This is a genomic window from Streptosporangium sp. NPDC003464 (assembly GCF_053588315.1).
Genome location: NZ_JBSFPS010000175.1, coordinates 1 through 21,251, shown reverse-complemented (window position 1 = coordinate 21,251; position 21,251 = coordinate 1). Strand labels below are relative to the sequence as shown.

The window sequence follows — 21,251 nt, the reverse complement described above, 5'->3', positions numbered from 1 at the left end:
GCAACGTGTTCATGATCGCGATGCCGTCGAACACATCGCCGCCCGGAGAGTTGACCCGGAGCGTGGCGATGCGCGCGGTGAAGCGCAACGGGACCGGCGGCGGTGGGACCGGGTCACCGGTGAGCTTCTGCAGCCGCTCGCGGGCGTTGCGGATCCTGCTCATCGCCCCGTGCGCCCGCGATCTCGCGCGGAAGGCGCCGGCGCCGCTGAAGGCCGAGGGGGCCTTCCGCGGGATGGCGGCCAGCCGCCTGGTGTTGGAGGCGGCCAGCGCCGCGTGCCGGTCCACATCGGCGCGCCAGGCCTCGTGCTCGCGCGCCCAGCGTGCCCTGGCGGCCGCCTTGGCCGCCAGGAATCCGGCGTAGCCGTTCCCGTAGCGGTGGACGGCGCGCCGATCGTGGTCGACCTCCAGGATGGCCGAGGTGACCCGGTCGAGGAAGACGCGGTCGTGGGTGATGGCGACCACGGTGCCCCGGTAGCCGCGCAGGTGCTCCTCCAGCCAGGCCACGGCCTCGTCGTCGAGGTCGTTGGTGGGTTCGTCCAGCAGCAGCAGCTCGGGCGCCCCGGCCAGGGTCGCGGCGAGCGCGAGCCGTGACCGCTGGCCGCCCGACAGCGTGCCGAGCGGGCGGTCCCGGTCCAGGCCGGGCTGGCCGAGCCCGTGCAGCGCGATCTCGACCCGCGTGTCGGCCTGGTAGCCGCCCCGCGCCTCGAAGCGCGCCACCAGCTCGGCGTAGGCGTCCAGTTCGGCCGGCGCGGCTCCGCCCAGCCCGCTCTCGGCCCGGTGGATCCGGGCCTCCAGGTCGCGCAGGTCGGCCAGCGCCAGATCGACGGCGTCGCCCACGGTGGCGTCCCCGGGCAGGCCGAGGGTCTGGGCGAGGTAGCCGATGCCGCCGGGCGCGGTGACGGTGACGGCTCCGTTGTCGGGGCGCTCGCGTCCGGCGATGAGCCGGAGCAGCGTGGACTTGCCGGAACCGTTGTCGCCGATCACGCCGACCCGCTCACCGGGCTTGACGGTGAAGGAGACCCGGTCCAGGACGACGTGGTCGTCGTACCGTTTGGTCACCTCGGACAGGACGAGCTGGGTGTCGGGTGATGGATGGGCGGTGTGCATGGGCGTCCTCCTGACTGCCGGCATGGCCGTTCGACGTGGGCGGGCTGGGACGAGGGGTCCGGGACGGGCGGGACCGGCCTCGCGCGGCTGGGCAGTCGGTGTCAGGGCGACCTCTTCTCTCCAGGCTCCGGCGAGACGATCCGTCTCGCTCTGAATGGCAACTATGCACCGCCGCCGCCGACCTGTCAAGACGGATCGTCTCGTCTCATTAAAATGAGCTCCCGTCGCCGGGGACGCGGGGGGACGGGACAAACCCGCTGGCCCCGGCCTCCGCAATTGGGCGATCATGGGCGCATGTCGCCCAGCGCCCTGGACCGTGCGTGTGAGATGTGGGCGGGCCTGGCCCGCGTGCCCGTCACCTTTCCCCCGCGAGGGGGCGTGAGCGTGGTCACCTCCGCGGAATCATGGCTGTGCCCGCCGCAGTGGGCGGGCATCGTCGCACTGCGGGGTGCCGCGATCGCCACGGTGCCCGACGCCCGGCTGGCCGACCCCCTGCGGGCCGCACTGCTCGATCAGGCGGGAGAGGTGAGGGTCGACCTCGACCTGCTCCGGGCGGCGCTGGCCGTCGCCGATGTCCTGGGCCCGGCGACGCCGGCCTATCTCGACGCCGGGGACTTCACACCGGCGCACGAGGGCGCCCCCGTCGAGAGGCTGCCGGCGGGGCATCCCGGCGTCCGCGCCCTGCTGGCCGGGGTGGACGGCGCGGACGCCGACGAGAGCGGGATGGAGGAGATCTCCTCGGCGGCCTTCGTCGTCCGCGACGGCCAGGACGTGGTCGCCGCCGCCGGGTACCGGTCCTGGCCGGGCGCGGTGGCGCATCTGTCCGTCCTGACCGCCCGCCGCCACCGGAGCCGTGGCCTCGCCCGGGCCGTCGCCTCGGCGGCGGTCGCGGACGCGCTGGACAACGGGATGGTGCCGCAGTGGAGAGCGCGTCCCGAACCGTCCCGGCGCGTCGCCGGGGCACTCGGCTTCCGGGAGCTGGGGTCGCAGGTCAGCGTCCGGATCGACCTCTGAAGCCCGGCACGTACGACGGCGCACGCCGGCCACGGGCGGCGGCAGGGGCTCAGCAGTCGCAGCTGCAGTTGCAGCAGTCACCACAGCCTGAACAGCAGTCACCGCAACCCGAACAGCCCTCGCAGCACGAGCCGCAGGCGTCGCAGCCGCTGCCGTCGCACCGCTCGCCACAGGACTTGTAACGGTCCTCGTCCCAGGGAGGCCGGTACAGGCCGCAGGTGCAGCAGGCGGCCGTGAAGCACATCAGCGACAGCAGGCCGCCCGGATCCGGCTTGAGCCGGGGGTCGCGCGGCGGTGCCTCCGGGGTCTCCTTCTCGGCCTCGGCGAAGACGCGGGTGACCGAGCGCCCGACCTCCTTGACCAGCAACGTCTTGACCAGCCTCCGCCGCTCCAGGTCGAGCTCGGCCACCGCCAGCTCCAGGCCGAGCAGCGCGTCCTCGCAGTGCCGCCGGGCGGTCTCCAGGTCGGCGCCGGAGGCGATCAGCGGGTTGTAGGCGCCGCCGGCGCGATCCCGCGCCAGGTCCTCCACCGCGTCGAGCAGGTGGGCCAGGCGGCCGAAGTAACGTCCCGCCTCCTCCAGCGACTCGCGGTTGTGCGGCTTGCCGGTGAGCAGGGCCGTGTGGCCGAAGGCGGCGGCGACCGCGGCCTCGGTGGGGCCGGTGAGCTCCAGCAGGCCCAGGCCCGGAGTGCTCTCCAGCCGGGACTGCTCCTCCACCGCCCGGGTCAGGGGCTCCGGAGCGAACCCGAGGGTCGCGGCCGTGCGCAGTCCCGCGGCCGACCAGCGGGTGGCGACCCGCTCGGCGGCGGAGGCCACCAGCTTGCGCGCGTAGATGCCGTCCCCGTCCGCGACGTGGTCCCTGACCTTGCCCGCGGCCAGGATCAGCGAGACCGACGCCGCCAGCCGCACTCCCTCGGCCTCCACGACGTCGGCGCCCTTGAACCCGCGCAGCGCGCAGGCCGCGGCCCGGCGCCGCGGCGAGGAGGCGACCGTCTGCGCCTCGGTGAGCACCGAGACGAGCAGGCCGTCGTAGTTGGTCACCAGCCGGGAGCTGTGACCGTGTTCGTCGCGGAGCGCCAGGCAGAGCCCGCACAGGTGCGCCATCCACTCCTTGAAAAGCCCGCTGCACATCCCATGGCGACACGGACGGACAATCCCAAACATATAACCCCTCTGTTACGGATGGGGTATAGCGTGCCAGGCGCCGCTTGCGCTCCGCTTGTAAGCGGGCTGACCGCACGGAAACCGGCACGGTGGGGTCCGCCCCGGGGCTCGGCGGGCATCAGGCGCCGGCCGGCCCGCGCCGGGGTCTCAGACGCGGGTGAGGATCACCACGGGGATGTCCCGGCTGGTCTTTCGCTGGTAATCGGCGTATTCGCCGTGGATCCCGACCATCTGCTCCCACAGCGCGGGCTTCTCCTCGGCGGTCGCGGTCCGCGCGACCGCCGTGAACGTCTCGGCGCCGACCTGCACTCCCACCTGCGGCTCCGCCTCCAGATTGGCGTACCACAGCGGGTGGTCGGCGGCTCCGCCGTTGGAGGCGACGACCACGTAGGCATCGCCGTCCCGGCCGTAGATGAGCGGGGTGCGCCGCCGCAGCCCGGACTTGCGGCCCACGGTGGTCAGCAGCAGCGCCGGCCTGCCGTAGTAGAAGTGACCCTTCGCGCCGTCCGACTCGACGTACTGCCGGATGTGCTTGGCGACCCAACCGGTCGGGGAATCGTGAACCTTGTCGTCCATGTCCCGCACGCTATCGGCCGTCCGCGACATCCCGCCACGTCCTCGGCGGGCGGGAAAACCATTTCCGCCGCTCCTCGTCGTACGGATAGTTTCGGCTGTCTCCTCCCCCGGTGATCACTGGAGCTCCCATGATCGTTATCTCCGCCGCCTCCGGAATGCTCGGCCGCCTGGTCATCGACCGGCTGCTCACCCAGGTCCCCGCCGGTGAGGTCGTGGCCGTGGTGCGGACCCCCGCAGCCGCCGCCGACCTCGCGGCTCGCGGGGTCCAGGTGCGGCACGGCGACTACGACGACCCGGCGGGCCTGCGCGAGGCGTTCGGCGGAGCCAGGCGGCTGCTGCTGATCTCCTCCCCCGAACTGGACCCCGCCCGCCGCCTCGCCCAGCACCTGGCCGCGGTCGACGCGGCCCGGGCCGCCGGCGTCGGCGCCCTGGCCTACACCAGTTTCCTGGGCGCCGGCACCGACGGTACGGGGGTCACCGAGGCCCACCACGCCACCGAGCGGGCCATCCTCGGCAGCGGCCTGCCGTACACGATGCTGCGCCACCCCTACTACAGCGAGGCGTTCCTCAACTCCGGCCTGCGGGCCGCCGTCGCCTCCGGCGAGCTGACCGACAGCACCGGCGGGCGCGCGCTCAACACCGCGTCACGGGCCGACCTCGCCGAGGCCGCCGCCAACGTGCTGACCGGCGAGGGGCATCTGGGCCGCGGCTACGACTTCACCGGTCCGCTGTGGACCTACCCACAGCTCGCCCAGGTCCTCGGCCAGGTTTCGGGCGTCCCGGTCGCCCACCGCGAGGTCCCCGACGGCGCGAGCGGCGCGCTGCGCTGGCTGAACGGTCAGGTGCGCGCCGGGGCGCTGGAGACCCAGACCGAAGATCTCCAGCGGGTTCTCGGTCACCCCGCCACGTCCCTGCGCCAGGCGGTCACCGCGGTGCTCGCCCCGTCCCGCCCCGGCACGGTCCCGGCCACTCCCGCGGGCTGACATCGCGGCGCTCGTCCGCCGGTACGGCCGCGGCCGCCGACGATTCTCCCGGCCGCAGGAATCGCCGGGCGCCGCGCAGGACGGTTCGGAGCCGTCGCCGGGTGGCCGCGCCGTCCAGGCGTACGTCCAGCGGGCCGGGGATGCCGGTGTCGGCCCGCCGGCCGCGGGGCAGCGCGGAGGGGTCGAGCCCGTCGCGTTCCGCGATGAGCAGGCCGAGGTCGTAGCGGCTGACGGCGTCGGCGCCGGCGACGTGGTGCACCCCGGCGTGGCCGGAGCCGGCGAGCTCCAGCAGCGCCGCGGCGAGGTCGGCGACGTGCACGGGGCAGCGTATGTCGTCGGTGAACAACACCCCTTGGCGGCGGCCGGTGGCCAGCGCGTGCACCAGGCGCTCGTGGGACGAGCCGCCGTCGCCGACGATGAGCGAGGTCCGGGCGATCGCCGCGGCCGGGCAGATCGCCTTGATCGCCGTCTCCGCGGCGGCTTTCGCCGCGCCGTAGGGGCTGATCGGGTCGGGGGCGCAGGTCTCGTCGTAGCGGATCCGGGCGCCGGAGAAGACCGCGTCGCTGGAGACGTGGACCAGGCGCCCGCCGGCGGCCGCGACGGCGAGGGCCACGTGCGCGGCGCCGTCGGCCGTGACCGTCCAGTCCGCCTGGCGGAACGCGGCGTTGATGACCGCATCCGGCCGGCGGGCGCCGATCAGGGCGGCGACGTCCTGGCGGCGGCGGAGGTCGAGGGGCCGCCAGTCGGCGTCGGCGATCTCCCCCGGCCGGGTCAGACAGGTCGCGACGACCTCGTGACCCGCCGCCAGAGCCTGGCGCACGAGCTCGCCGCCGAGGAACCCGCTGCCGCCGGTGATGAGAACCCTCATGGCCGACCACGGTAGTTCATCCGACCAGCGTCGGCGTGGAGCGCCCGAGCGGGGGCGGCGGCGTCCTCGGCCCGGCCCGTCACCGTCATCAGGCCACGGAGTGGTTGATCGTTCCGGTGTAGGTGCCCGCCACCGCCTGGGCGGGGATGTTGATCACGATGGTCGGGTTCCAGGTGGCGGAGTTGTCACCGGACCCGGTCGTCTTGCTGAAGGCGGTGCGCGAGACGTCCAGCGTCTGGGCGGCCGCCGCGTTCACCTGCCCGGGGACGAAGGTGCCGGTGCCGGTCGTCGCGGTGGCCGGACCGGACCAGTACAGCACCGCGGTGTTCGGGACGGTCTCGGCGGCCGTTCCGCCGCCGGTGGTGAAGCCGCCCGGGGCCGCGACCACCGACGCCGTCCACGTCGCGGTGAGCGCGGCGCGCTGGTCGGAGACCGTGACCGAGCCGAGCTGCCCGCTGATCTGGGTGCCCGGGTTGCCGCTGCCGAGGTTGACCGGGCCGTTGGGCACGCTGATGGTCAGCCCGTCCGGGGCGGTCACCGTGAACGTCACCGTGGTGGGACAGGCGGTGGAGGCGGCACACGTGCCGGCCCGAGCGGGCGGCGCCACCACCGCCATCATCGCGACCAAGCTGACGGCGCCCGCCAATGAGCTGCCGAGACGGCTTTTCGACACTGCCGGCTTCCCTTCGTCACACCCCGCCCGCTCCGGGCCGTCCTGGGTGATCGACATCCTGCTCCGTCACCGGCCGGCGGGAGCGATCCGCGTGCTCGTCTGTCAACTTTTGGTGATCTTGAGAGGCTTCCGATGATCAAGCAGGAGAAAGCGGCTCCTCGCGGGTGCCGGATCCGCTTCCGGGAGCGCGACCGTGATCGATCCATCGCCGCGCGTACGGCCCCGCCCTCGGCGCGGACTCGGCACCGGGGCGGGGAGCGGGGCCTGGCCGGCCTCGGAGCGGAGATCCCCGATCGGTCCCCGAGGCCGGCCGCGGGGTCAGGGGTTGTGGAAGGCGACCTCGGGGTCGGCCGGTGACGGACCGTTGAGCAGCGGCTGCTCCCTGCCCTTCAGGTGCAGGTCGAAGAATGCGGCGACATAGGTGCGGGTGATCTCCAGCGAGCGCTGTGGCGACAGATCGTCCGGGCCCGACCTGCCGACCGCTTTCTGCAGGATGGTCAGGTCGGTGAAGCTGATGTGGTCGGTCCGGGTCACGGTGAGCCATCGCTTCCAGCCACGCATCTTCGCCCAGCCCTCGTCCCAGGTGTGGTCCTTGCCGGGGACGTGGTCGGCCTGGCTGCCCAGCAGCAGGAAGGGGCGGTGGAGTGCGGGGGCGGGATGGAAGGTCCCGTCCAGGTTCACCCCGGCCCGCACGCGCCTGTCGGCGGCCATGGTGGCGGCAGCGGCGTCGCCGCCGAGAGAGTGACCTGCCATGCCGATCCGCTTGGAAGCGATCATGCGGGCCTTCCGCCAGGTGGGGTGCCGGCCGGTCAGCTCGTCGATGACGAAGCTGATGTCCTTGCTCCGGTTCTTGGTGATGGTCGCCTGCCCGCCTTCGGGAGGCTTGGGCCGGTCGCACAGCGGAGCGCAGGTGATGGTCCGGCCGTCGGGGAAGGTCGTGCCGGAGGATTCGTAGGCATGGTCGACCAGCGCGACGACGTAGCCGCGGCTGGCCAGGTCCTCGGCCAGGAAGGTGAGGCTGGCGCGCGGGAGGCCGAGGCCGGGAGAGAGCACCGCCAGCGGATGGCGGCCGGGCTTGGCGGAGGCACCGGTGTGGGCGTGGGTGCGGGTGGCGCTGACGGTCTCGGCGGGGAGTCGGACGCCCGGGGCCTTGCGTCGCAGCAGCGAGGCGGCCTCCGCGGTGGTCATGTAGGGGGCCGGGCCGCCGCCGGCCGAGCGGGCGGGGTAGTACATCGAGACCATGAGCCGGCGGGGGCCCGATTCCGGTACCCACGGGTCCCTGCGGCTGTCGTCGACCAGGTGGAGGATGTCGCGGCCGACCGGATCCGGTCCGGTCGGGCGGGGGAGCTCCAGCAGGACGGCGGCGGCCGCGGCGGTGGGAGCGGGGGTGGGCTGTCCGGACGCCGAGGCGGCCGTCGTGGCGCAGGCCACGACGGGCAGGGTGAGGCAGGCCGCCAGGGCGGCAGCCAGCAGGCGGGCCCGAGTGGTCTGTGTCGTCATGGGATTTCTCCTCGTCGGGGTGGTCATCGGGGCGGTCATACGTCGCGGCGACGTATGACGATCAGGGTCAAGAGAGCGGCGGCCAGTGGCCAGAGCGTGAAGGTGGCCCACGAGCCGGCCACCGTGGGCAGGGCCGGGTCGTCCCGGACCTGGGGCAGGCCCAGGCAGGTGCGCCAGACATAGAAGGGGACCAGGGCGTACAGGTCGTTGGCCCATTGGTGGACGGTGGGCCGCAGGAAGGTCGGCACGATGACCAGCACGGCGCAGACCGTGACGACGGCGGCGGCGGTGTGCCGTACCAGCGCGCCGATCCCCATGCCGACCAGCGCGGACACCGGTGCGAGCAGCGCGTTGGCGGCCAGGACGCGCAGCACGCCGGGGTCGCCGAGCGAGACGGCGACCCCGCGGCCGGACAGGATGGCCTGGCTGACACCGAACGTGCCCGCCGAGATGAGCGCGCCGGTCACGAGCGTGACGGCGGCCACGACGGAAAGCTTGGCGGCCACGACGCGGTGGCGGGCCGGGACGGCGGTGAGGGTGGTGCGGATCAGGCCGGTGGCGTACTCACCGACGATCGTCAGGGCGCCCAGGCTGCCGGCGCCGATCACGAGCAGGGAAGCGGAGAGGCCGCTGAACGTCTCGTCGAGGGGGTTGAACCGGGCCCTCTCCATCGCCGTGAAGTCCGGCCAGCCGCGGTAGGCATCGAGGCTGCTCTGGGCGGCGAACCCGACGATGGCCAGCGTGCCCAGGCCGATCAGCCAGAAGGTCGAGCGCAGGGAGAAGAGTTTGATCCACTCGGCGGCCAGCAGGTCGCGGAAGCGGGGGGCGGTCATCGCCGGTCACCGGCCCGGGAGTCCACGCGGGAGTCCGCACGGGAGTCGGCCCGGTAGTCCGCACGGGAGTCCACGCGGTAGTCCACGCGGGAGTCGGCCCGGTAGTCCGCGCGGTCGGCGGTCAGCTCCATGAACGCCTGCTCCAGCGAGGCGGTGCGCGGGGCGAGCTCGTGCAGCATGATCCGGTGCTGATGGGCCAGCTCGCCGATGCGGGCGGCGCTCAGCCCGGTCACGGTCAGGGCCCGGCCGTCCGCCGGCCGCACGGCCGCGCCCGCCGGGGTGAGGACGGCGGCCAGCCCGTCGGGGTCGGGCGTGCGTACGGTGACGGAGGCGCCGGCGCCGCGGGCGGCGAACGCGGCCAGGGCCTGCGCGGCGATCAGCTCGCCGCGGCCGATGACGACGAGGTGGTCGGCGGTGTTCTCCATCTCGCTCATCAGGTGGCTGGAGACCAGCACGGTGCGGCCCTCGGCGGCCAGGCGGCGGAACAGGCCGCGTACCCAGCGCACGCCTTCGGGGTCCAGGCCGTTGACCGGCTCGTCGAACAGCAGCACGGGCGGGTCGCCCAGCAGGGCGGCGGCGATGCCGAGCCGCTGGCGCATGCCGAGGGAGAACCCGGCGATCCGGCGGCGCGCCACCCCGGCCAGCCCCACCTCCTCCAGCACTTCGGCCACTCTGCGGCGGGGCAGGCCGTTGCCGCGGGCCAGCGCGTGAAGGTGGGCGGTGGCGGTGCGGCCGCCGTGGACATCGCCGGCGTCCAGCAGCGCGCCGGCGTGACGCAGTCCGGCCTTGTGGCGGTCGAACGGGCGGCCGTCGATGGTGGCGCTTCCGCTGGTGGGCCGGTTCAGGCCGAGGATCATGCGCATGGTGGTGCTCTTGCCGGCGCCGTTGGGGCCGAGGAACCCGGTGACGTGCCCCGGCCGTACGGTGAACGTCAGGCCGTTCACCGCCGTCACCGCGCCGTAGCGCTTGGTCAGTTCGTTGACTTCGATCACGATCGCCAACGCTGTCGCAGATCACCGGCGCGCCGGATCTGGCCGCGGGCCGGTTTCCGCGGCGCGGGGGTGGCCCGCGGGCATACGCCCGCCGGCCGATGCCCGGCCGGAGGCGGATGACTACGATCAATCGAGTGCGCGACAAAACGCCCAGACCGCCCCTTTGGTCACGGCTGCCCCATGGCATGCGGACCCTGCTCACCTGGTGCGGCCTGGCGGCCCTGGTGCCACTGCTGTACGCCATGACGCTGATCGACGGCGAAAGCCTGCTCCCCGTGGGGACCGTCCACGCCGCTTGCGCCGTCGCCATGGCCGTCCCCCTGGCCTGGGCGCGGCGATGGCCCGGCGTGGTACTCGCGGTGTCGCTGACGGAAATCGTCGCGGCGGCGGCGCTGGGGCAGCCGGCGCAGCGGATCTGGCCGCTCTTCCTGGCGGCCGACGTCCTGGTCGGTCTGCTCACCGCGCTCCGGCCGCGCCACGCGGGCCTGGCCGCGGCCGCCGTCACGCTGGTCGTCCAGGAGACGATCTGGCAGGTGGACCTGCTACGCCACGGCCTGCGCGGCTGGGCGTCCGGCTTCCTGGCGCTGTCGGTCCTGCTCGGGCTGGGTGTCCTGGTCGCCTGCATGGCCGGGCTGGTCGTCCGGCAGCGGCGCGCGTACGACCGGGCGCTGCGCGCGCACGCCGAGGCCCGGGTGATCACGGACGAGCGGCTGCGCATCGCCCGCGAGCTGCACGACACGGTCGCGCACAGCATCGGCATCATCGCCATCCAGGCCGGCGCGGGCGCCCGCGTGATCGACCACCGGCCGGAGCAGGCGCGCCAGGCGCTGGACGCGATCGAGGCCACCAGCAGGCAGACGCTGAGGGGACTGCGGCACATGCTCGGCGTGCTCCGCGAGACCGGAGGCGAGCGGCTTGGAGCGCCACCCGAGCCGGCCCCTGCCGCGGGGCTGGCCGACGTCGACCGGCTGGCCGAGACGACCACGGCCGCCGGCGTCCGCGTGGACGTGCGCAGGCACGGGCGGCCACGCCCGCTGCCCGCCGCCGTCGACCGCTCCGCCTTCCGCATCGTCCAGGAGTCGGTGACCAACGTGCTGCGCCATGCGGGAACAGGCCGCTGCCAGGTCGTGATCGGCTACGGGGACGAGGACCTGCGCATCGAGGTCGTCGACGACGGACGCGGCGCCGTCACTCCCACCTCCGCGCTTGAGGGGAGCGGGCACGGCATCGCCGGCATGCGAGAGCGGGTAGCCCTGCTGGGCGGCGACTTCAGCGCAGGCCCCCGGCCCGATGGCGGCTTCCGCGTAACCGCTCGCCTGCCGCTGGCGACCTCGACCGGACATGCGGCCGTCCGGGTACGGGCGGAGGCGGACCGGGTGAGGACCCGATGACGATCCGCGTCGTACTCGCCGACGACCAGCCGCTGATCCGCGCCGGCCTGCGCATGGTCATCGACACCGCCCCCGATGTCGAAGTCGTCGCGGAGGCCGGGACCGGAGCCCAGGCCGTCCAGCTCACCAGGCGGCTCTGCCCCGACGTGGTGGTGATGGACATCCGCATGCCCGGCATGGACGGCATCGAGGCCACCCAGACCATCATCGCCGAGTCCCCCGCCACCCGCGTGATCATGCTGACCACGTTCGACGACGACGACAACGTCCACGCCTCGCTGCGTGCCGGGGCGAGCGGGTTCCTCGTCAAGGACATGGCGCTGGAGGACATCCTGTCCGCCGTCCACGTCGTCGCCGCCGGCGACGCCCTGATCGCGCCCGGCGTCACCCGCCGCCTCATCGAGGACTTCGCCCGCCGCCCCGCCCCCGCCCCTCAGCCGCGCGAGCTCGCGAGCGTCACCAGGCGGGAGCGTGAGGTGCTGACCCTGGTCGGGCGCGGCCTGTCCAACGCCGAGATCGCGGCCCGACTGCACATCAGCCCGGGCACCGCCAAGGCGCACGTGGCCAGCCTGCTCACAAAGCTCGATGCCCGCGACCGGATACAGCTGGTCATCATGGCCTACGACGCGGGCCTGGTGTCCCCGTCCCGCTGACAGGGATCCGGAGCAGAGATCGAACACGCGCGGCCGCGCTCGGCTCAGGGGCGGGGAAGCGGCCGTGCTGTGCCGGCCAGAGGACCGCAAGGCGCTGTGTTCAGCGGATCCCGGTGAGTTTTTCGGGATTTGTGACCGAGTAGATGCCGGCGATCCGGTCGCCGTCGGGCGTGAGATCCACGACGACCACGGCGAGCGGGCTGTCGCCGGAGAAGACGAGCGCGCACGGGTCGCCGGCCATCCGCCGGTAGCGGATGTCCAGCCCGTCCGCGGGCAGCGCCGTGGCGACCGACACGAACAGCGCGGCCACCTGGTCACGGCCGTGCACGGGCCGCAGGCTGGTGGCGGGTCCCTTGCCGCCGCCGTCGGTCCACAGTGTCACCTCCGGTGCCAGCACCTCCAGCAGTGCCTTCAGGTCACCGCCGAGGGCGGCCGCGGCGAACCGCTCGGTGACCTGGGCGTGGATGTCCGGCTCGGTCCGGTGACGGGGGCGGCGCGCGTGGACGTGGCGGCGCGCGCGGGCCGCGAGCTGGCGGACCGCCGCCGGCGTACGGCCGAGGATGCCCGCGATCTCCGGATGGCCGAAACCGAACACCTCGTGCAGCACGAACACCGCCCGTTCCAGCGGTGACAGGGTTTCCAGCACCACCAGCATCGCCATCGACAACGATTCGGCGCGCTCGACGGTGCCGGCGACGTCGTCCTCGGCGGTGACCAGCGGCTCCGGCAGCCAGGGTCCGACGTAGGTCTCCTGCCTGCGGCTCATGTCCGCGCGGCGGGCGAGCGCCTGGTTCACCGCGATCCGCACCAGATAGGCCCGGGCGTTCTCGATCGGTCCGGCGTCCGGCCTGCGGTGCCGGGTGGACCAGGCCAACCACACCTCCTGCAGCGCGTCCTCGGTGTCGGCGACGCTGCCGAGCATGTTGTAGACCACCGAGAACAGCAGCTCGCGATAGCCGAGGAACTGCTCGGTGACGGCCCGCTCGATGGCGGCGTCGGTCGCGTGCGATGGGATCGATGTCACGGCGTACCTCCTCATCTGTCGCGGCCGAAGAGACCCGTCACGTCGGGAGTGTGACACGAACGGCTGAGATGTGATCCATGCCACGGCCTTCAGGGCGATGTCACAGCCGGCCGCCGGCGTCCCTCTGTGGTGGCGTCCGAGAATTCACGACCCATAAAGGAGATCTTCGATGCGCACACTGATCCGCGACGTCAGAGTGTTCGACGGCGAGCGGACCATCGCGACGGCCGACGTGGTGATCGAGGACGATCTGATCGCCGTGGTCGGCACCGGTGCGGGCCGCCCGGCCGACGTCGAGGTCGACGGGACGGGCAGGACGCTCCTGCCCGGGCTGATCGACGCGCATACGCACGTGTTCGACGGCAGCCTGGCCCAGGCACTGCGGTACGGGGTCACCACCGAACTCGACATGTTCTGCCTCCCGCAGATCCTCACGGAGCAGCGGCGGCTGGCCGCCGAGAACGACGACGTGGCCGATCTCCGCAGCGCGGGCACCCTGGCCACCGCACCCGGCGGACACCCGACCCAACTGCTGGCGGCCCTGGCGGGCACCCTCCTCGACGGCCTCGACGCGGCGACGATCGACTCCGTCTCCGGCCCCGCGCAGGCTCCGGCCTTCGTCCAGGCCCGGCTGGCCGAGGGAGCCGACTATCTCAAGATCGTCATCGACGACGGCGCGGTGCACGGCGCCGACCTTCCGGTCATGACGCCGGAGACCGCCGCCGCCCTCGCCGCGGCGGCACACGACGCCGGGCTGAGGGTCATCGCCCATGCGATCACCGCGTCCGAGGTGGAGATCGCGCTCGACGCCGGCGTCGACGGCCTGGCCCACGTGTGGACCGACCTCGCGCCGGACGACCCGGCCTCGCAGCGGCTGGCCGAGCGGGTCCGCGCCCAGGGCGTCTCCGTCGTGACCACGCTCGCCTACTTCGAGGCGATCACCGCTCAACACCTGGAGACCGCCGACTGCGCCCGCCCCGGCAGCTCCGTCAACGCCGCCGGCGCGCTGCGGGCCCTGCGCCGAGCCGGCGTGCCCCTGCTCGCCGGGACCGACGCCACCCCGTTCGTGCCCGCCCACGGCACCGGCATGCACCGCGAGCTGCAACTGCTCACCGAGGCCGGGCTCAGCGCCGAAGAGGCGCTCGCCGCCGCGACCAGCGTCCCGGCACACCACTTCGGCCTGACCGACCGCGGCCGGATCGCCCCCGGTCTCCGCGCGGACCTGGTGCTGGTCGAAGGCGACCCCACCCGGGACATCACCGCCACCGGCTCCATCACCGACATCTGGCGCCGTGGCGTGCGCCAGGCCCGCTAGCCCCTTCCGACTCCTCCGGCGGCGGGTCAGCCGTCCCGGCCGGGGTCGGCGGGTAGTGCCTGCCGGAGTCTTCCCGCCTGGTCCTGCCGGAGTCTTTCCGCCTGTTGCTGCAGGTGAGAGAGCATGGCTCGGCCCGCGGGCGGGAGCGCGCGGGCCTCGGGCAGCGTCACGCCGACCGAGCGCCGCACGGACGCGAGCGGCACCGGCAGCTCCACCAGCCGGCTGTCGGTGCTGACGAACAGCGCCGGAAGTGCGGCGATCATGTCGGTTTCGAGGAGCAGAGAGCGGATCGTCAGGATGGATGTGCATTCGACCCGGTTTCCGGGCAGTGCCAGCCCCTGGCGGTGGAACACCTGCTCCAGTTCCTGCCTCAGCGAGGTCTGCTCAAGCGGGAGGATCCACGGGTAGCCGAGCAGCTCCGGCAGCGTACGGGCCTGCTCGGCGGGGTGGCCGGCGCGGGCCACCAGCAGGACCGGCTCGTTGTAGAGGGGGATCTGGCGCAGGCCCGGCCGGTCCTCGATCGGGTTGAGCCGGCCCAGGATCAGGTCGGTCTCCCCGTCGACCAGGCGGGGGACGAGCGAGTCGAAGGTGCCCTCTCGGACGATCACGGTGACGCCCGGGCGTTCGGCCTTCAGCGAGGCGATGGAGCGGGGCAGCAGCACGTTGGTGGCGGTCAGCAGGGTGCCGACGGTGACGGTGCCGGCCTCGCCGTCGGCGAGGCCGGCGATCCGGTCGCCGGCCCTGCGCAGCTCCGCCTGCACGGCCCGCGCGTGGTCGATGAAGGCCTCGCCGAAGACGGTGGGGGTGACGCCGCGGGGCCCGCGCGAGAACAGCTCCACCCCGAGGATCCGCTCCACCTCCCGCAGCCCCCGCGTCACGGCTGGCTGCGCCAGGTGGAGACGCTCGGCGGCGCGCAGAATGCTGCCCTGCTCGGCGATGGCCGTCACGAGCACCAGGTGCTTGAGCTTGAGCCGGCCGCTCAGCAGGTCCAGGGGGCGAGATATCACTGAAGCAGTATATGAACGGAGGTTTCCAGCTTATTTCGTTATATCGGCCGGCACTGCGGGAAGGTCGCCCAGGCGCTCGGCGTCGTTGCGCGGGATCACCAGGGCCGCGACCAGGCTGATGACGGCTACGGCGGCCAGGTATCCGGTGATGGACAGCGAGCTCCCGGTCGCGGCGTAAAGTGACGCCGCGACCAGCGGCGTGATGCCGCCGCCCAGCATCGCGGCCAGCTGGTAGGCGGCGGAGGTGCCGGAGTACCGGATGGCCACCGGGAAGAAGCTCGCCGTGAGTGTGCCCTGGGGGGCGTGGGTCATCGACAGCACGGCGCCCATCGCCACCATGAACACGGCGACGAGGACCGGGTTCCCCGTGTCGATGGCCGGGAAGATCGCCATGGCTCCCACCAGCAGGATCACCGAACCCCACACGAAGACCGCGCGCAGGCCCAGCCGGTCGCCGAGGTGCCCCCACAGCGGCGCGGTGGCCAGCCACGTGGCGGCGCCGCCGATCACGCAGGTCAGCAGGAAGGTGCGCGACAGGCCCGCCGCCGCCACGCCGTAGCTGAGGATGTAGACCATGAAGATGTAGGCGAGCGCGCTGTTGGCGATGATCACCGCGATCGTGTGCAGGACCTGGCGCCAGTGGTCGCGCAGCACCACCGCGATCGGCAGCTTCACCGGCCGGCGGCGCTCGACGAGGTTCTCGTAGTCGGGGCTCTCCTCGATGCGCAGCCGCAGGTACAGCCCGACCACCACCAGCACGACGCTGAGCAGGAACGGCACCCGCCAGCCCCAGGACATGAAGCTCTCCTCGCTGAGCAGCGAGGAGGTGCCGAGGAAGACGAGGTTGGCGCAGAGCATGCCCGCCGGCGTGCCCATCATGGGGAAGGCGCCGAAGAGGGCGCGACGGCCCTTCGGCGCGTGCTCCATGGTCAGCACCACGGCCCCGCCCAGCTCGCCGCCGAGGCCGATGCCCTGGGCGATGCGCATCACGATGAGCAGGACGGCGGCCCACACGCCGATGCTCGAATAGCTGGGGAGCAGGCCGATCAACGTGGTCCCGATCCCCATGATCAGCAGAGAGACCACGAGGGTGTTCCGGCGCCCGATCCGGTCGCCGAAATGGCCGAAGACGATGCCGCCGAGCGGGCGGGCGAGGAAGCCCACGGCCATGGTGCCGAACGCCGCGATGGAGCCCGCCACCGGGTCCATCGCCGGGAAGAACTGCTTGTTGAACACGAGCGCGGCGGCCGTGCCGTACAGGAAGAAGTCGTACCACTCAATGGTCGTGCCGATGAAGGCCGCCCATGAGACGCGGCGCGCGGCCCGGCTGTTGTCTGTGCCCATCATCCGTACCTTCCGATCGGGGGGTACGGACGAGGATGCACGCTGGCGGTATGCCAAGACGAATACCGATCTGCGCATGAGGTATGCCGAAAACGACATATGACAGAAATTGCATACTGAAGCCGCAAGACAGTATTGGACTGTTATCCCGGCGCCTCCGCACAATTGCGGCCATGAAGCCCGCGCACTATGCCAACGGCGCCTTGCCGGCGGCGGGGGACGTCCCCGCCGTGATCACCCGGCCCCGGGGGCCGGGCCTCGGACCGACCGTCGAGGACCCGCCTCCCGTCTTCCAGGCGTTCCACGACGGCGACCGCACCCGCCCGCGCCACGGGGCGACGCACCCCGGCAAGGAACGGCCGGCACACCTGCGACCGGTGATCGAGTAATGGTGATCGACGTTCACGCCCACGTCTTCCCGCGCATCTCCCGGCAGGAGAGCCGGATCCTCGCCGGCGCGGGCGAGCCCTGGCTGCGCGACGGCATGATGATGAGCGGCGAGGACGACTACCGTCCGGTCACCCCCGAGCTGTGGGACGCGCAGGCGCGCCTTTCGGCGATGGACCGCGCCGGGGTGGACGTGCAGGCGGTCTCCTCGACACCGCTGCTGTTCGGCTACGCGGCGGACGCGGACCGCGCGGCCGACTGGTGCGAGCTGGTCAACGAGCGCATCCTCGCCCACTGCGCCCAGGATCCCGCCCGCCTGCTGCCCCTGTGCCAGGTCCCGCTGCAGGACCTCGACCTGGCCGTCGCGGCGGTCACCAGGGCCAAGGCCGCGGGCCACCGCGGGGTGCACATCGGCAACCACGTCGGCCCGCGCAACCTCGACGACCCGCAGATCATCGAGTTCCTGGCCCACTGCGCCCGCGAGGACATGCCGGTGCTCGTGCACCCGTGGGACATGCTCGGCGCCGACCGCATGGCCGGGTACATGCTGCCGTGGCTGGTCGGCATGGCCGCGGAGACCCAGCTCGGCATCCTGTCGCTGATGCTCTCCGGCGCGTTCGAGAAGCTGCCCGCGTCCCTGCGCCTGTGCTTCTGCCACGGAGGGGGCAGCTTCGCCTTCCTCCTCGGCCGTGCGGACAACGCCTGGCACAACCGCGACATCGTCCGGAAGGACTCGCCCAGGCCCCCCTCGGCGTACACCGACCGCTTCTACGTCGACTCGGCGGTGTTCGACCCGCGGGCGCTGCGCCTGCTCGTCGAGGTGATGGGCGTCGAGCGGGTCATGCTCGGCACCGACTTCCCCTTCCCGCTGGGCGAGCAGGAGCCGGGCGCGACCGTCCGCGACTGCCCGGACCTCGGGGAGGCCGGCCGGGCCGCCGTCCTCGGCGGCAACGCCGCACGTTTCCTGGGACTGGGCGCGTGACCCTCGCGCACACGGCCCTGGGGACGCTGCGCGGCGTCCGCTCCGCCGGGGTCCGCGCGTTCAAGGGGGTACGCTACGCCGCCCCCGCCCGCCGGTTCACCGCCCCCTCCCCCGCCCTCCCCTGGCAGGGGGTCGAGGACGCCGTCGCGCCGGGCGCGCCGGCCCCGCAACGGCCAGGGCGGATGGGGTGGGTGCCCGGCCTCGAGATCGACCCCGCGGCGGGCCGCGAGGACTGCCTGTTCCTCAACATCTGGACGCCCTCGTGCGAGGGACGGCGCCCGGTGCTCGTGTTCCTGCACGGCGGCGCGTTCGTGTTCGGCTCCGGCACGCAGCGGATGTACGACGGAGCCGCGCTCGCCCGCGACCACGGGCTCGTCGTCGTGACCGTGAACTACCGCCTCGGCCTGTCCGGGTTCTGGTACGGCGACGCCGTACCGGCCAATCTCGCCCTGCGCGATCAGATCGCCGCGCTGGAGTGGGTGCGCGACCACATCGCGGCGTTCGGCGGGGACCCCGCCGAAGTGACTCTCGGCGGCCATTCGGCCGGTGGCACCAGCGTTCTGGCCCTGCTGACCAGCGCGCCCGGCCTGTTCGCCCGGGCCGTGGCGATGAGCCCGGTGCCCTACGGCTTCGCCACCCGCGACGAGGCGGGCGTCTGGACCGCGGCGGCCCGGCGCGCGCTCGGCGCCGAGCCGTCCGAGGTCCCGCTCGCGGACCTGCTGGCCGCCGAGGAGACGGCCGTCCGGTCCGCACCGCCCGTGGGCGGGCTGCTGCCGGTCGCCCCCGTGGTCGACGGCGACCTGCTGGCCGCCCATCCCCTGGACGCGATCCGCTCGGGTGCCGCCGCGCCGGTGCCGCTCCTGGTGACGACGGTGACCGAGGAGGCGCGGCTGTTCGCCGCGATCGGCTCGGGAGACCTCGACACGCGGCAGATCTTCCACCGTCCGGCGGAGGAGGTCGTCCGGGCCCACCGCGGTCGCGCACGGCACCTGGTCTGCGACCATCGCTCGCCCATGAGCCGGGGCGGGATCGAACTCGGCGCGTGCCACCTCGTGGACGTGCCCCTCTACTTCGGCAACCACGGGAGCCCGCTGACCGGTTCGGGACCCGGGGTGGCGGCGCGGGCAGGCGCGATGACCAAGGCGTTCGCCCAGTTCTGCCGCGGCGAGGAGACCTCGGACCGATCGGGGCCGTGATCGCGACCGCCGGTCCGGGGGAGATCGGCACCGGCCTGACGCTCACGGCGATCAGGCCGTCGCCGGCGCCGCAGGTCGCGGCGGCGCCGTCGCCGTCCCGGCTCCCGGGCGATCCGCCAGGTCCGTTCGGGCACAATGGGGGCATGTCCCGTCGTGTCCCCGCCGCCGGCTGCCACTGCGGCCTGCCGGCCTCCTACCAGGACTGCTGCGCCCGCTTCCACCGGGGCGAAAGCTCGGCCGCCACCGCCGAACTGCTCATGCGGTCCCGTTTCAGCGCCTTCGCCGTCGGCGACGAGGCATACCTGCTGCGCACCTGGCACCCCGCCGGCCGCCCGCCCCGCGTCGACCTCGACAAGAAGCTGCGCTGGGTCCGCCTGGAGGTCCTGGAGACCGCCGACGGCAACGTCTTCCACACCGAGGGGACGGTCCGGTTCCGCGCCCACTACCTCGATCGCGGGCGTCCCGGGCAGCTTGACGAGCACAGCCGTTTCGTCCGCCTCGACGGCCGCTGGGTCTACGCGGGCGTCGTGTAGCACGCGTGCCGGACGTAGGCGTCGTGGCCGGGGCGGACGCACAGGTCGTCCCCGTGCTGACCGGCCACGGCGGGCCGCCGTGACCGGCTCAGAACCGTCCGGCGCGTCTCCCGAGGCGGTGTCCGGTCACGACTGGTCATCCGAGAGCCAGCGCTCCGGACGCATCCGGATACTGATCATCCGCGCGGTAGCATCAGCGCTCGAACCGACATAGCGATCGCCCTCCTCGTCGCCGAGATACCGCCGGGCGAGGGCCCTGCGCTCGTCGGCGGTCACCGACTCGGCGATCGCGGTGACCGGACCCTCCACCGACACATACCGATAGGGCGGCTCCGCCGCCTGCACGCACAGGCTGTAGCGCCCGGCCAGGCGGATCAGCCGGGCCTTGCGGCTGTCGCGCGGCGTGATCAGCATCACCTCACCACCGGGCGCGTAGCCGTACCACATCGGCACCGCCAGCGGCCCATGGCCGTTGTCGGTGCCGACGCTCACCACCCCGACCCTCACCTCGGCCAGGAACGCCTCCCGCTCCGGCCTGGTCATCGCCCGTCCCATCGCCTGCTCCCTCCGCCGTGGAATCCTCAGCCGGACACGCGGACCGGTCAGTGCAAGGTAGGCCGGGGGCGAGTCGATCACAACCCCTGTCCTGCCCGGCGCGCCGGGCGGAGGGATACGGGCACCGCGCCGCGGGTCAGTCCGGCGCCCAGTACTTGTCCAGGAGCTTCTCCAGATGCCGCACCACCGGGCTCCAACTGCCGGGCAGCGTGTAGCGGCTGACCCGGTGCCCCCGGTAGGCGATCGTGTATTTGAGGAAATCGGCCCCCTGCGGGCGTGCCTCGGAGCGCCCCAGGCGCAGGCGCTTCAGATGGCCGCGCAGCGTGCCCATCTCTCCCCTGGTCAGGCACTTGTCCACGGCCGGGCCCGTCCGCCGGCTCAGCCGGGCGCACCCGTCGGTGTATACGATCACCCGATCGTCGAACCCCGCGAAACCGCCCTGCCGGCGGAGCTCCACCAGCACCTTCCTCTGTACGGCCGGCTGCTGCGCGGCCACCGCCCGCGCCGGCTCCGTCACGGTCACGCCCGGGAGCGACAGCAGCGCCGACACCAGGAGGATCCGCCAGATCTTTGTCATGTCCTCTTGAACGTAACGGAGCGGCGGTCGGCTCACCTTCCCGCCGGATCCGGGGGTGAGAATCCGGATATCCGTCCGGCCGCCCCGCGGGCGGGGCGCCCGCCCGTTCAGGATCCGCAGGACACGGAGAGCGGCACCGACGGCCCTTTCCGGCTCCGTCCTGGCCGCACCCCTACAGTCGAAGGTAGTGGAACTCACATCCGCCCACGTCCGAAGCGTCGGCTGCCTCGCATGTCACCGGCCGCAGGTCAGCTCCACCGGCCCACGGCCCGACGGAAAGGACCCGCCCATCATGAACCACGGACCGGCTACATCCAGCGGCCTCCCCGGAGACGACAGCGGCGCGCGGCACGCGTCCATGTCCCCGTTCCTCAGGGACCGGCTCGACGCCGCCACCGCCGCGGCCCGCGCCGAGCTGATCAGCGCCAGCGAGAAGAGGGCCGGCCTTCTCCTGTCGTGGGCGGGCGTCGCCTACGGCGTGATGGTCACCCTCATCCTCACCGGTCCGGCCCGCTTCCCGGGAATCGGGCGCTTCGGCGTCATCCTGGCGCTGATCCTGCTGTCGGCGGCGGTCCTGC

At 73.1% G+C, this 21,251-nt stretch carries 23 protein-coding genes and 1 pseudogene; 11 read left to right on the top strand and 13 right to left on the bottom strand.

Annotated features, from left to right (window positions below):
* On the bottom strand, positions 1 to 1,108 hold a 1,108-nt coding region (locus ACWDS7_RS31525; RefSeq protein WP_451932223.1), incomplete at its 3' end, for an ATP-binding cassette domain-containing protein.
* A gap of 294 nt (positions 1,109 to 1,402) precedes the next feature.
* Between ACWDS7_RS31525 and ACWDS7_RS31520 the strand changes: the two genes are divergently transcribed.
* Positions 1,403 to 2,122, top strand: a complete 720-nt coding sequence (locus ACWDS7_RS31520) for a GNAT family N-acetyltransferase (RefSeq protein WP_451932222.1) — start codon at positions 1,403 to 1,405, stop codon at positions 2,120 to 2,122.
* Between the two features lie 49 nt (positions 2,123 to 2,171).
* On the opposite strand, the gene ACWDS7_RS31515 is transcribed toward ACWDS7_RS31520, so the two are convergent.
* Positions 2,172 to 3,284: a DUF5685 family protein gene (locus tag ACWDS7_RS31515; RefSeq protein WP_451932221.1), complete on the bottom strand. Its 1,113-nt coding sequence runs from the start codon at positions 3,282 to 3,284 to the stop codon at positions 2,172 to 2,174.
* Between the two features lie 147 nt (positions 3,285 to 3,431).
* Positions 3,432 to 3,860 (bottom strand): nitroreductase family deazaflavin-dependent oxidoreductase, encoded by a 429-nt coding sequence (locus ACWDS7_RS31510; protein ID WP_306870412.1) that lies wholly within the window; start codon positions 3,858 to 3,860, stop codon positions 3,432 to 3,434.
* 128 nt (positions 3,861 to 3,988) lie between these two features.
* Here ACWDS7_RS31510 and ACWDS7_RS31505 point away from each other — a divergent pair, with 128 nt between their 5' ends.
* Positions 3,989 to 4,843 (top strand): NAD(P)H-binding protein, encoded by an 855-nt coding sequence (locus ACWDS7_RS31505; protein WP_451932220.1) that lies wholly within the window; start codon positions 3,989 to 3,991, stop codon positions 4,841 to 4,843.
* On the opposite strand, the gene ACWDS7_RS31500 is transcribed toward ACWDS7_RS31505, so the two are convergent.
* Entirely contained in the window at positions 4,785 to 5,711 is a 927-nt protein-coding gene (locus tag ACWDS7_RS31500) for a sugar nucleotide-binding protein (RefSeq protein ID WP_451932219.1), read from the bottom strand. The two genes, ACWDS7_RS31505 and ACWDS7_RS31500, sit on opposite strands and share 59 nt — an antisense overlap.
* Positions 5,712 to 5,799: 88 nt before the next feature.
* On the bottom strand, positions 5,800 to 6,261 hold the full coding sequence (locus tag ACWDS7_RS31495) for a hypothetical protein (protein ID WP_451932218.1): 462 nt from the start codon (positions 6,259 to 6,261) through the stop codon (positions 5,800 to 5,802).
* On the opposite strand from ACWDS7_RS31495, the gene ACWDS7_RS31490 reads away from it, so the two are divergent.
* Positions 6,251 to 6,520, top strand: a complete 270-nt coding sequence (locus tag ACWDS7_RS31490) for a hypothetical protein (RefSeq protein ID WP_306870405.1) — start codon at positions 6,251 to 6,253, stop codon at positions 6,518 to 6,520. The two genes, ACWDS7_RS31495 and ACWDS7_RS31490, sit on opposite strands and share 11 nt — an antisense overlap.
* Before the next feature lie 182 nt (positions 6,521 to 6,702).
* On the opposite strand, the gene ACWDS7_RS31485 is transcribed toward ACWDS7_RS31490, so the two are convergent.
* The 3 genes from ACWDS7_RS31485 to ACWDS7_RS31475 are packed head-to-tail and all read right to left on the bottom strand — an operon-like array spanning position 6,703 to position 9,709.
* Complete coding sequence (locus ACWDS7_RS31485) at positions 6,703 to 7,884, bottom strand: alpha/beta hydrolase family protein (RefSeq protein WP_451932217.1); 1,182 nt, start codon at positions 7,882 to 7,884, stop codon at positions 6,703 to 6,705.
* A gap of 35 nt (positions 7,885 to 7,919) precedes the next feature.
* On the bottom strand, positions 7,920 to 8,717 hold the full coding sequence (locus tag ACWDS7_RS31480; RefSeq protein ID WP_451932216.1) for an ABC transporter permease subunit: 798 nt from the start codon (positions 8,715 to 8,717) through the stop codon (positions 7,920 to 7,922).
* The gene (locus tag ACWDS7_RS31475; protein WP_451932215.1) at positions 8,714 to 9,709 is read right to left on the bottom strand and encodes an ABC transporter ATP-binding protein; all 996 of its coding nucleotides are present in this window, start codon (positions 9,707 to 9,709) and stop codon (positions 8,714 to 8,716) included. The genes ACWDS7_RS31480 and ACWDS7_RS31475 overlap by 4 nt, the downstream gene beginning before the upstream one ends.
* A 134-nt stretch (positions 9,710 to 9,843) precedes the next feature.
* Here ACWDS7_RS31475 and ACWDS7_RS31470 point away from each other — a divergent pair, with 134 nt between their 5' ends.
* Both ACWDS7_RS31470 and ACWDS7_RS31465 read left to right on the top strand, forming a co-directional pair.
* Entirely contained in the window at positions 9,844 to 11,100 is a 1,257-nt protein-coding gene (locus ACWDS7_RS31470; protein WP_451932214.1) for a sensor histidine kinase, read from the top strand.
* Entirely contained in the window at positions 11,097 to 11,753 is a 657-nt protein-coding gene (locus ACWDS7_RS31465) for a response regulator (RefSeq protein ID WP_451932213.1), read from the top strand. Before ACWDS7_RS31470 ends, ACWDS7_RS31465 begins: the two co-directional genes overlap by 4 nt.
* Before the next feature lie 100 nt (positions 11,754 to 11,853).
* Here ACWDS7_RS31465 and sigJ read toward each other — a convergent pair whose 3' ends face one another.
* The gene (gene sigJ / locus ACWDS7_RS31460; RefSeq protein WP_451932212.1) at positions 11,854 to 12,777 is read right to left on the bottom strand and encodes an RNA polymerase sigma factor SigJ; all 924 of its coding nucleotides are present in this window, start codon (positions 12,775 to 12,777) and stop codon (positions 11,854 to 11,856) included.
* 169 nt (positions 12,778 to 12,946) lie between these two features.
* Between sigJ and ACWDS7_RS31455 the strand changes: the two genes are divergently transcribed.
* Positions 12,947 to 14,092: an amidohydrolase family protein gene (locus ACWDS7_RS31455; protein ID WP_451932211.1), complete on the top strand. Its 1,146-nt coding sequence runs from the start codon at positions 12,947 to 12,949 to the stop codon at positions 14,090 to 14,092.
* 26 nt (positions 14,093 to 14,118) lie between these two features.
* On the opposite strand, the gene ACWDS7_RS31450 is transcribed toward ACWDS7_RS31455, so the two are convergent.
* Both ACWDS7_RS31450 and ACWDS7_RS31445 read right to left on the bottom strand, forming a co-directional pair.
* A complete protein-coding gene (locus tag ACWDS7_RS31450) occupies positions 14,119 to 15,099 on the bottom strand; it encodes a LysR substrate-binding domain-containing protein (protein ID WP_451932210.1) in 981 nt (326 codons plus the stop codon).
* A gap of 30 nt (positions 15,100 to 15,129) precedes the next feature.
* On the bottom strand, positions 15,130 to 16,446 hold the full coding sequence (locus ACWDS7_RS31445; RefSeq protein WP_451932209.1) for an MFS transporter: 1,317 nt from the start codon (positions 16,444 to 16,446) through the stop codon (positions 15,130 to 15,132).
* A 170-nt stretch (positions 16,447 to 16,616) separates the two neighbouring features.
* Between ACWDS7_RS31445 and ACWDS7_RS31440 the strand changes: the two genes are divergently transcribed.
* The 4 genes from ACWDS7_RS31440 to ACWDS7_RS31425 all read left to right on the top strand — a co-directional run bounded on the left by ACWDS7_RS31440 (position 16,617) and on the right by ACWDS7_RS31425 (position 19,541).
* Positions 16,617 to 16,832, top strand: a complete 216-nt coding sequence (locus ACWDS7_RS31440) for a hypothetical protein (protein ID WP_451932208.1) — start codon at positions 16,617 to 16,619, stop codon at positions 16,830 to 16,832.
* A complete protein-coding gene (locus tag ACWDS7_RS31435) occupies positions 16,832 to 17,812 on the top strand; it encodes an amidohydrolase family protein (protein ID WP_451932207.1) in 981 nt (326 codons plus the stop codon). The genes ACWDS7_RS31440 and ACWDS7_RS31435 overlap by 1 nt, the downstream gene beginning before the upstream one ends.
* Positions 17,809 to 19,008 carry a carboxylesterase/lipase family protein gene (locus ACWDS7_RS31430; protein ID WP_451932206.1) on the top strand — a complete coding sequence of 400 codons (1,200 nt, stop codon included), beginning with the start codon at positions 17,809 to 17,811 and terminating at the stop codon, positions 19,006 to 19,008. The genes ACWDS7_RS31435 and ACWDS7_RS31430 overlap by 4 nt, the downstream gene beginning before the upstream one ends.
* Before the next feature lie 143 nt (positions 19,009 to 19,151).
* A complete protein-coding gene (locus ACWDS7_RS31425; protein WP_451932205.1) occupies positions 19,152 to 19,541 on the top strand; it encodes a YchJ family protein in 390 nt (129 codons plus the stop codon).
* 126 nt (positions 19,542 to 19,667) lie between these two features.
* Here ACWDS7_RS31425 and ACWDS7_RS31420 read toward each other — a convergent pair whose 3' ends face one another.
* Entirely contained in the window at positions 19,668 to 20,096 is a 429-nt protein-coding gene (locus tag ACWDS7_RS31420) for a pyridoxamine 5'-phosphate oxidase family protein (protein WP_451932204.1), read from the bottom strand.
* A 136-nt stretch (positions 20,097 to 20,232) separates the two neighbouring features.
* Positions 20,233 to 20,673: a hypothetical protein gene (locus ACWDS7_RS31415; protein ID WP_451932203.1), complete on the bottom strand. Its 441-nt coding sequence runs from the start codon at positions 20,671 to 20,673 to the stop codon at positions 20,233 to 20,235.
* A 292-nt stretch (positions 20,674 to 20,965) separates the two neighbouring features.
* On the opposite strand from ACWDS7_RS31415, the pseudogene ACWDS7_RS31410 reads away from it, so the two are divergent.
* A pseudogene (locus ACWDS7_RS31410) lies at positions 20,966 to 21,251 on the top strand (Pycsar system effector family protein); the annotation flags it as partial.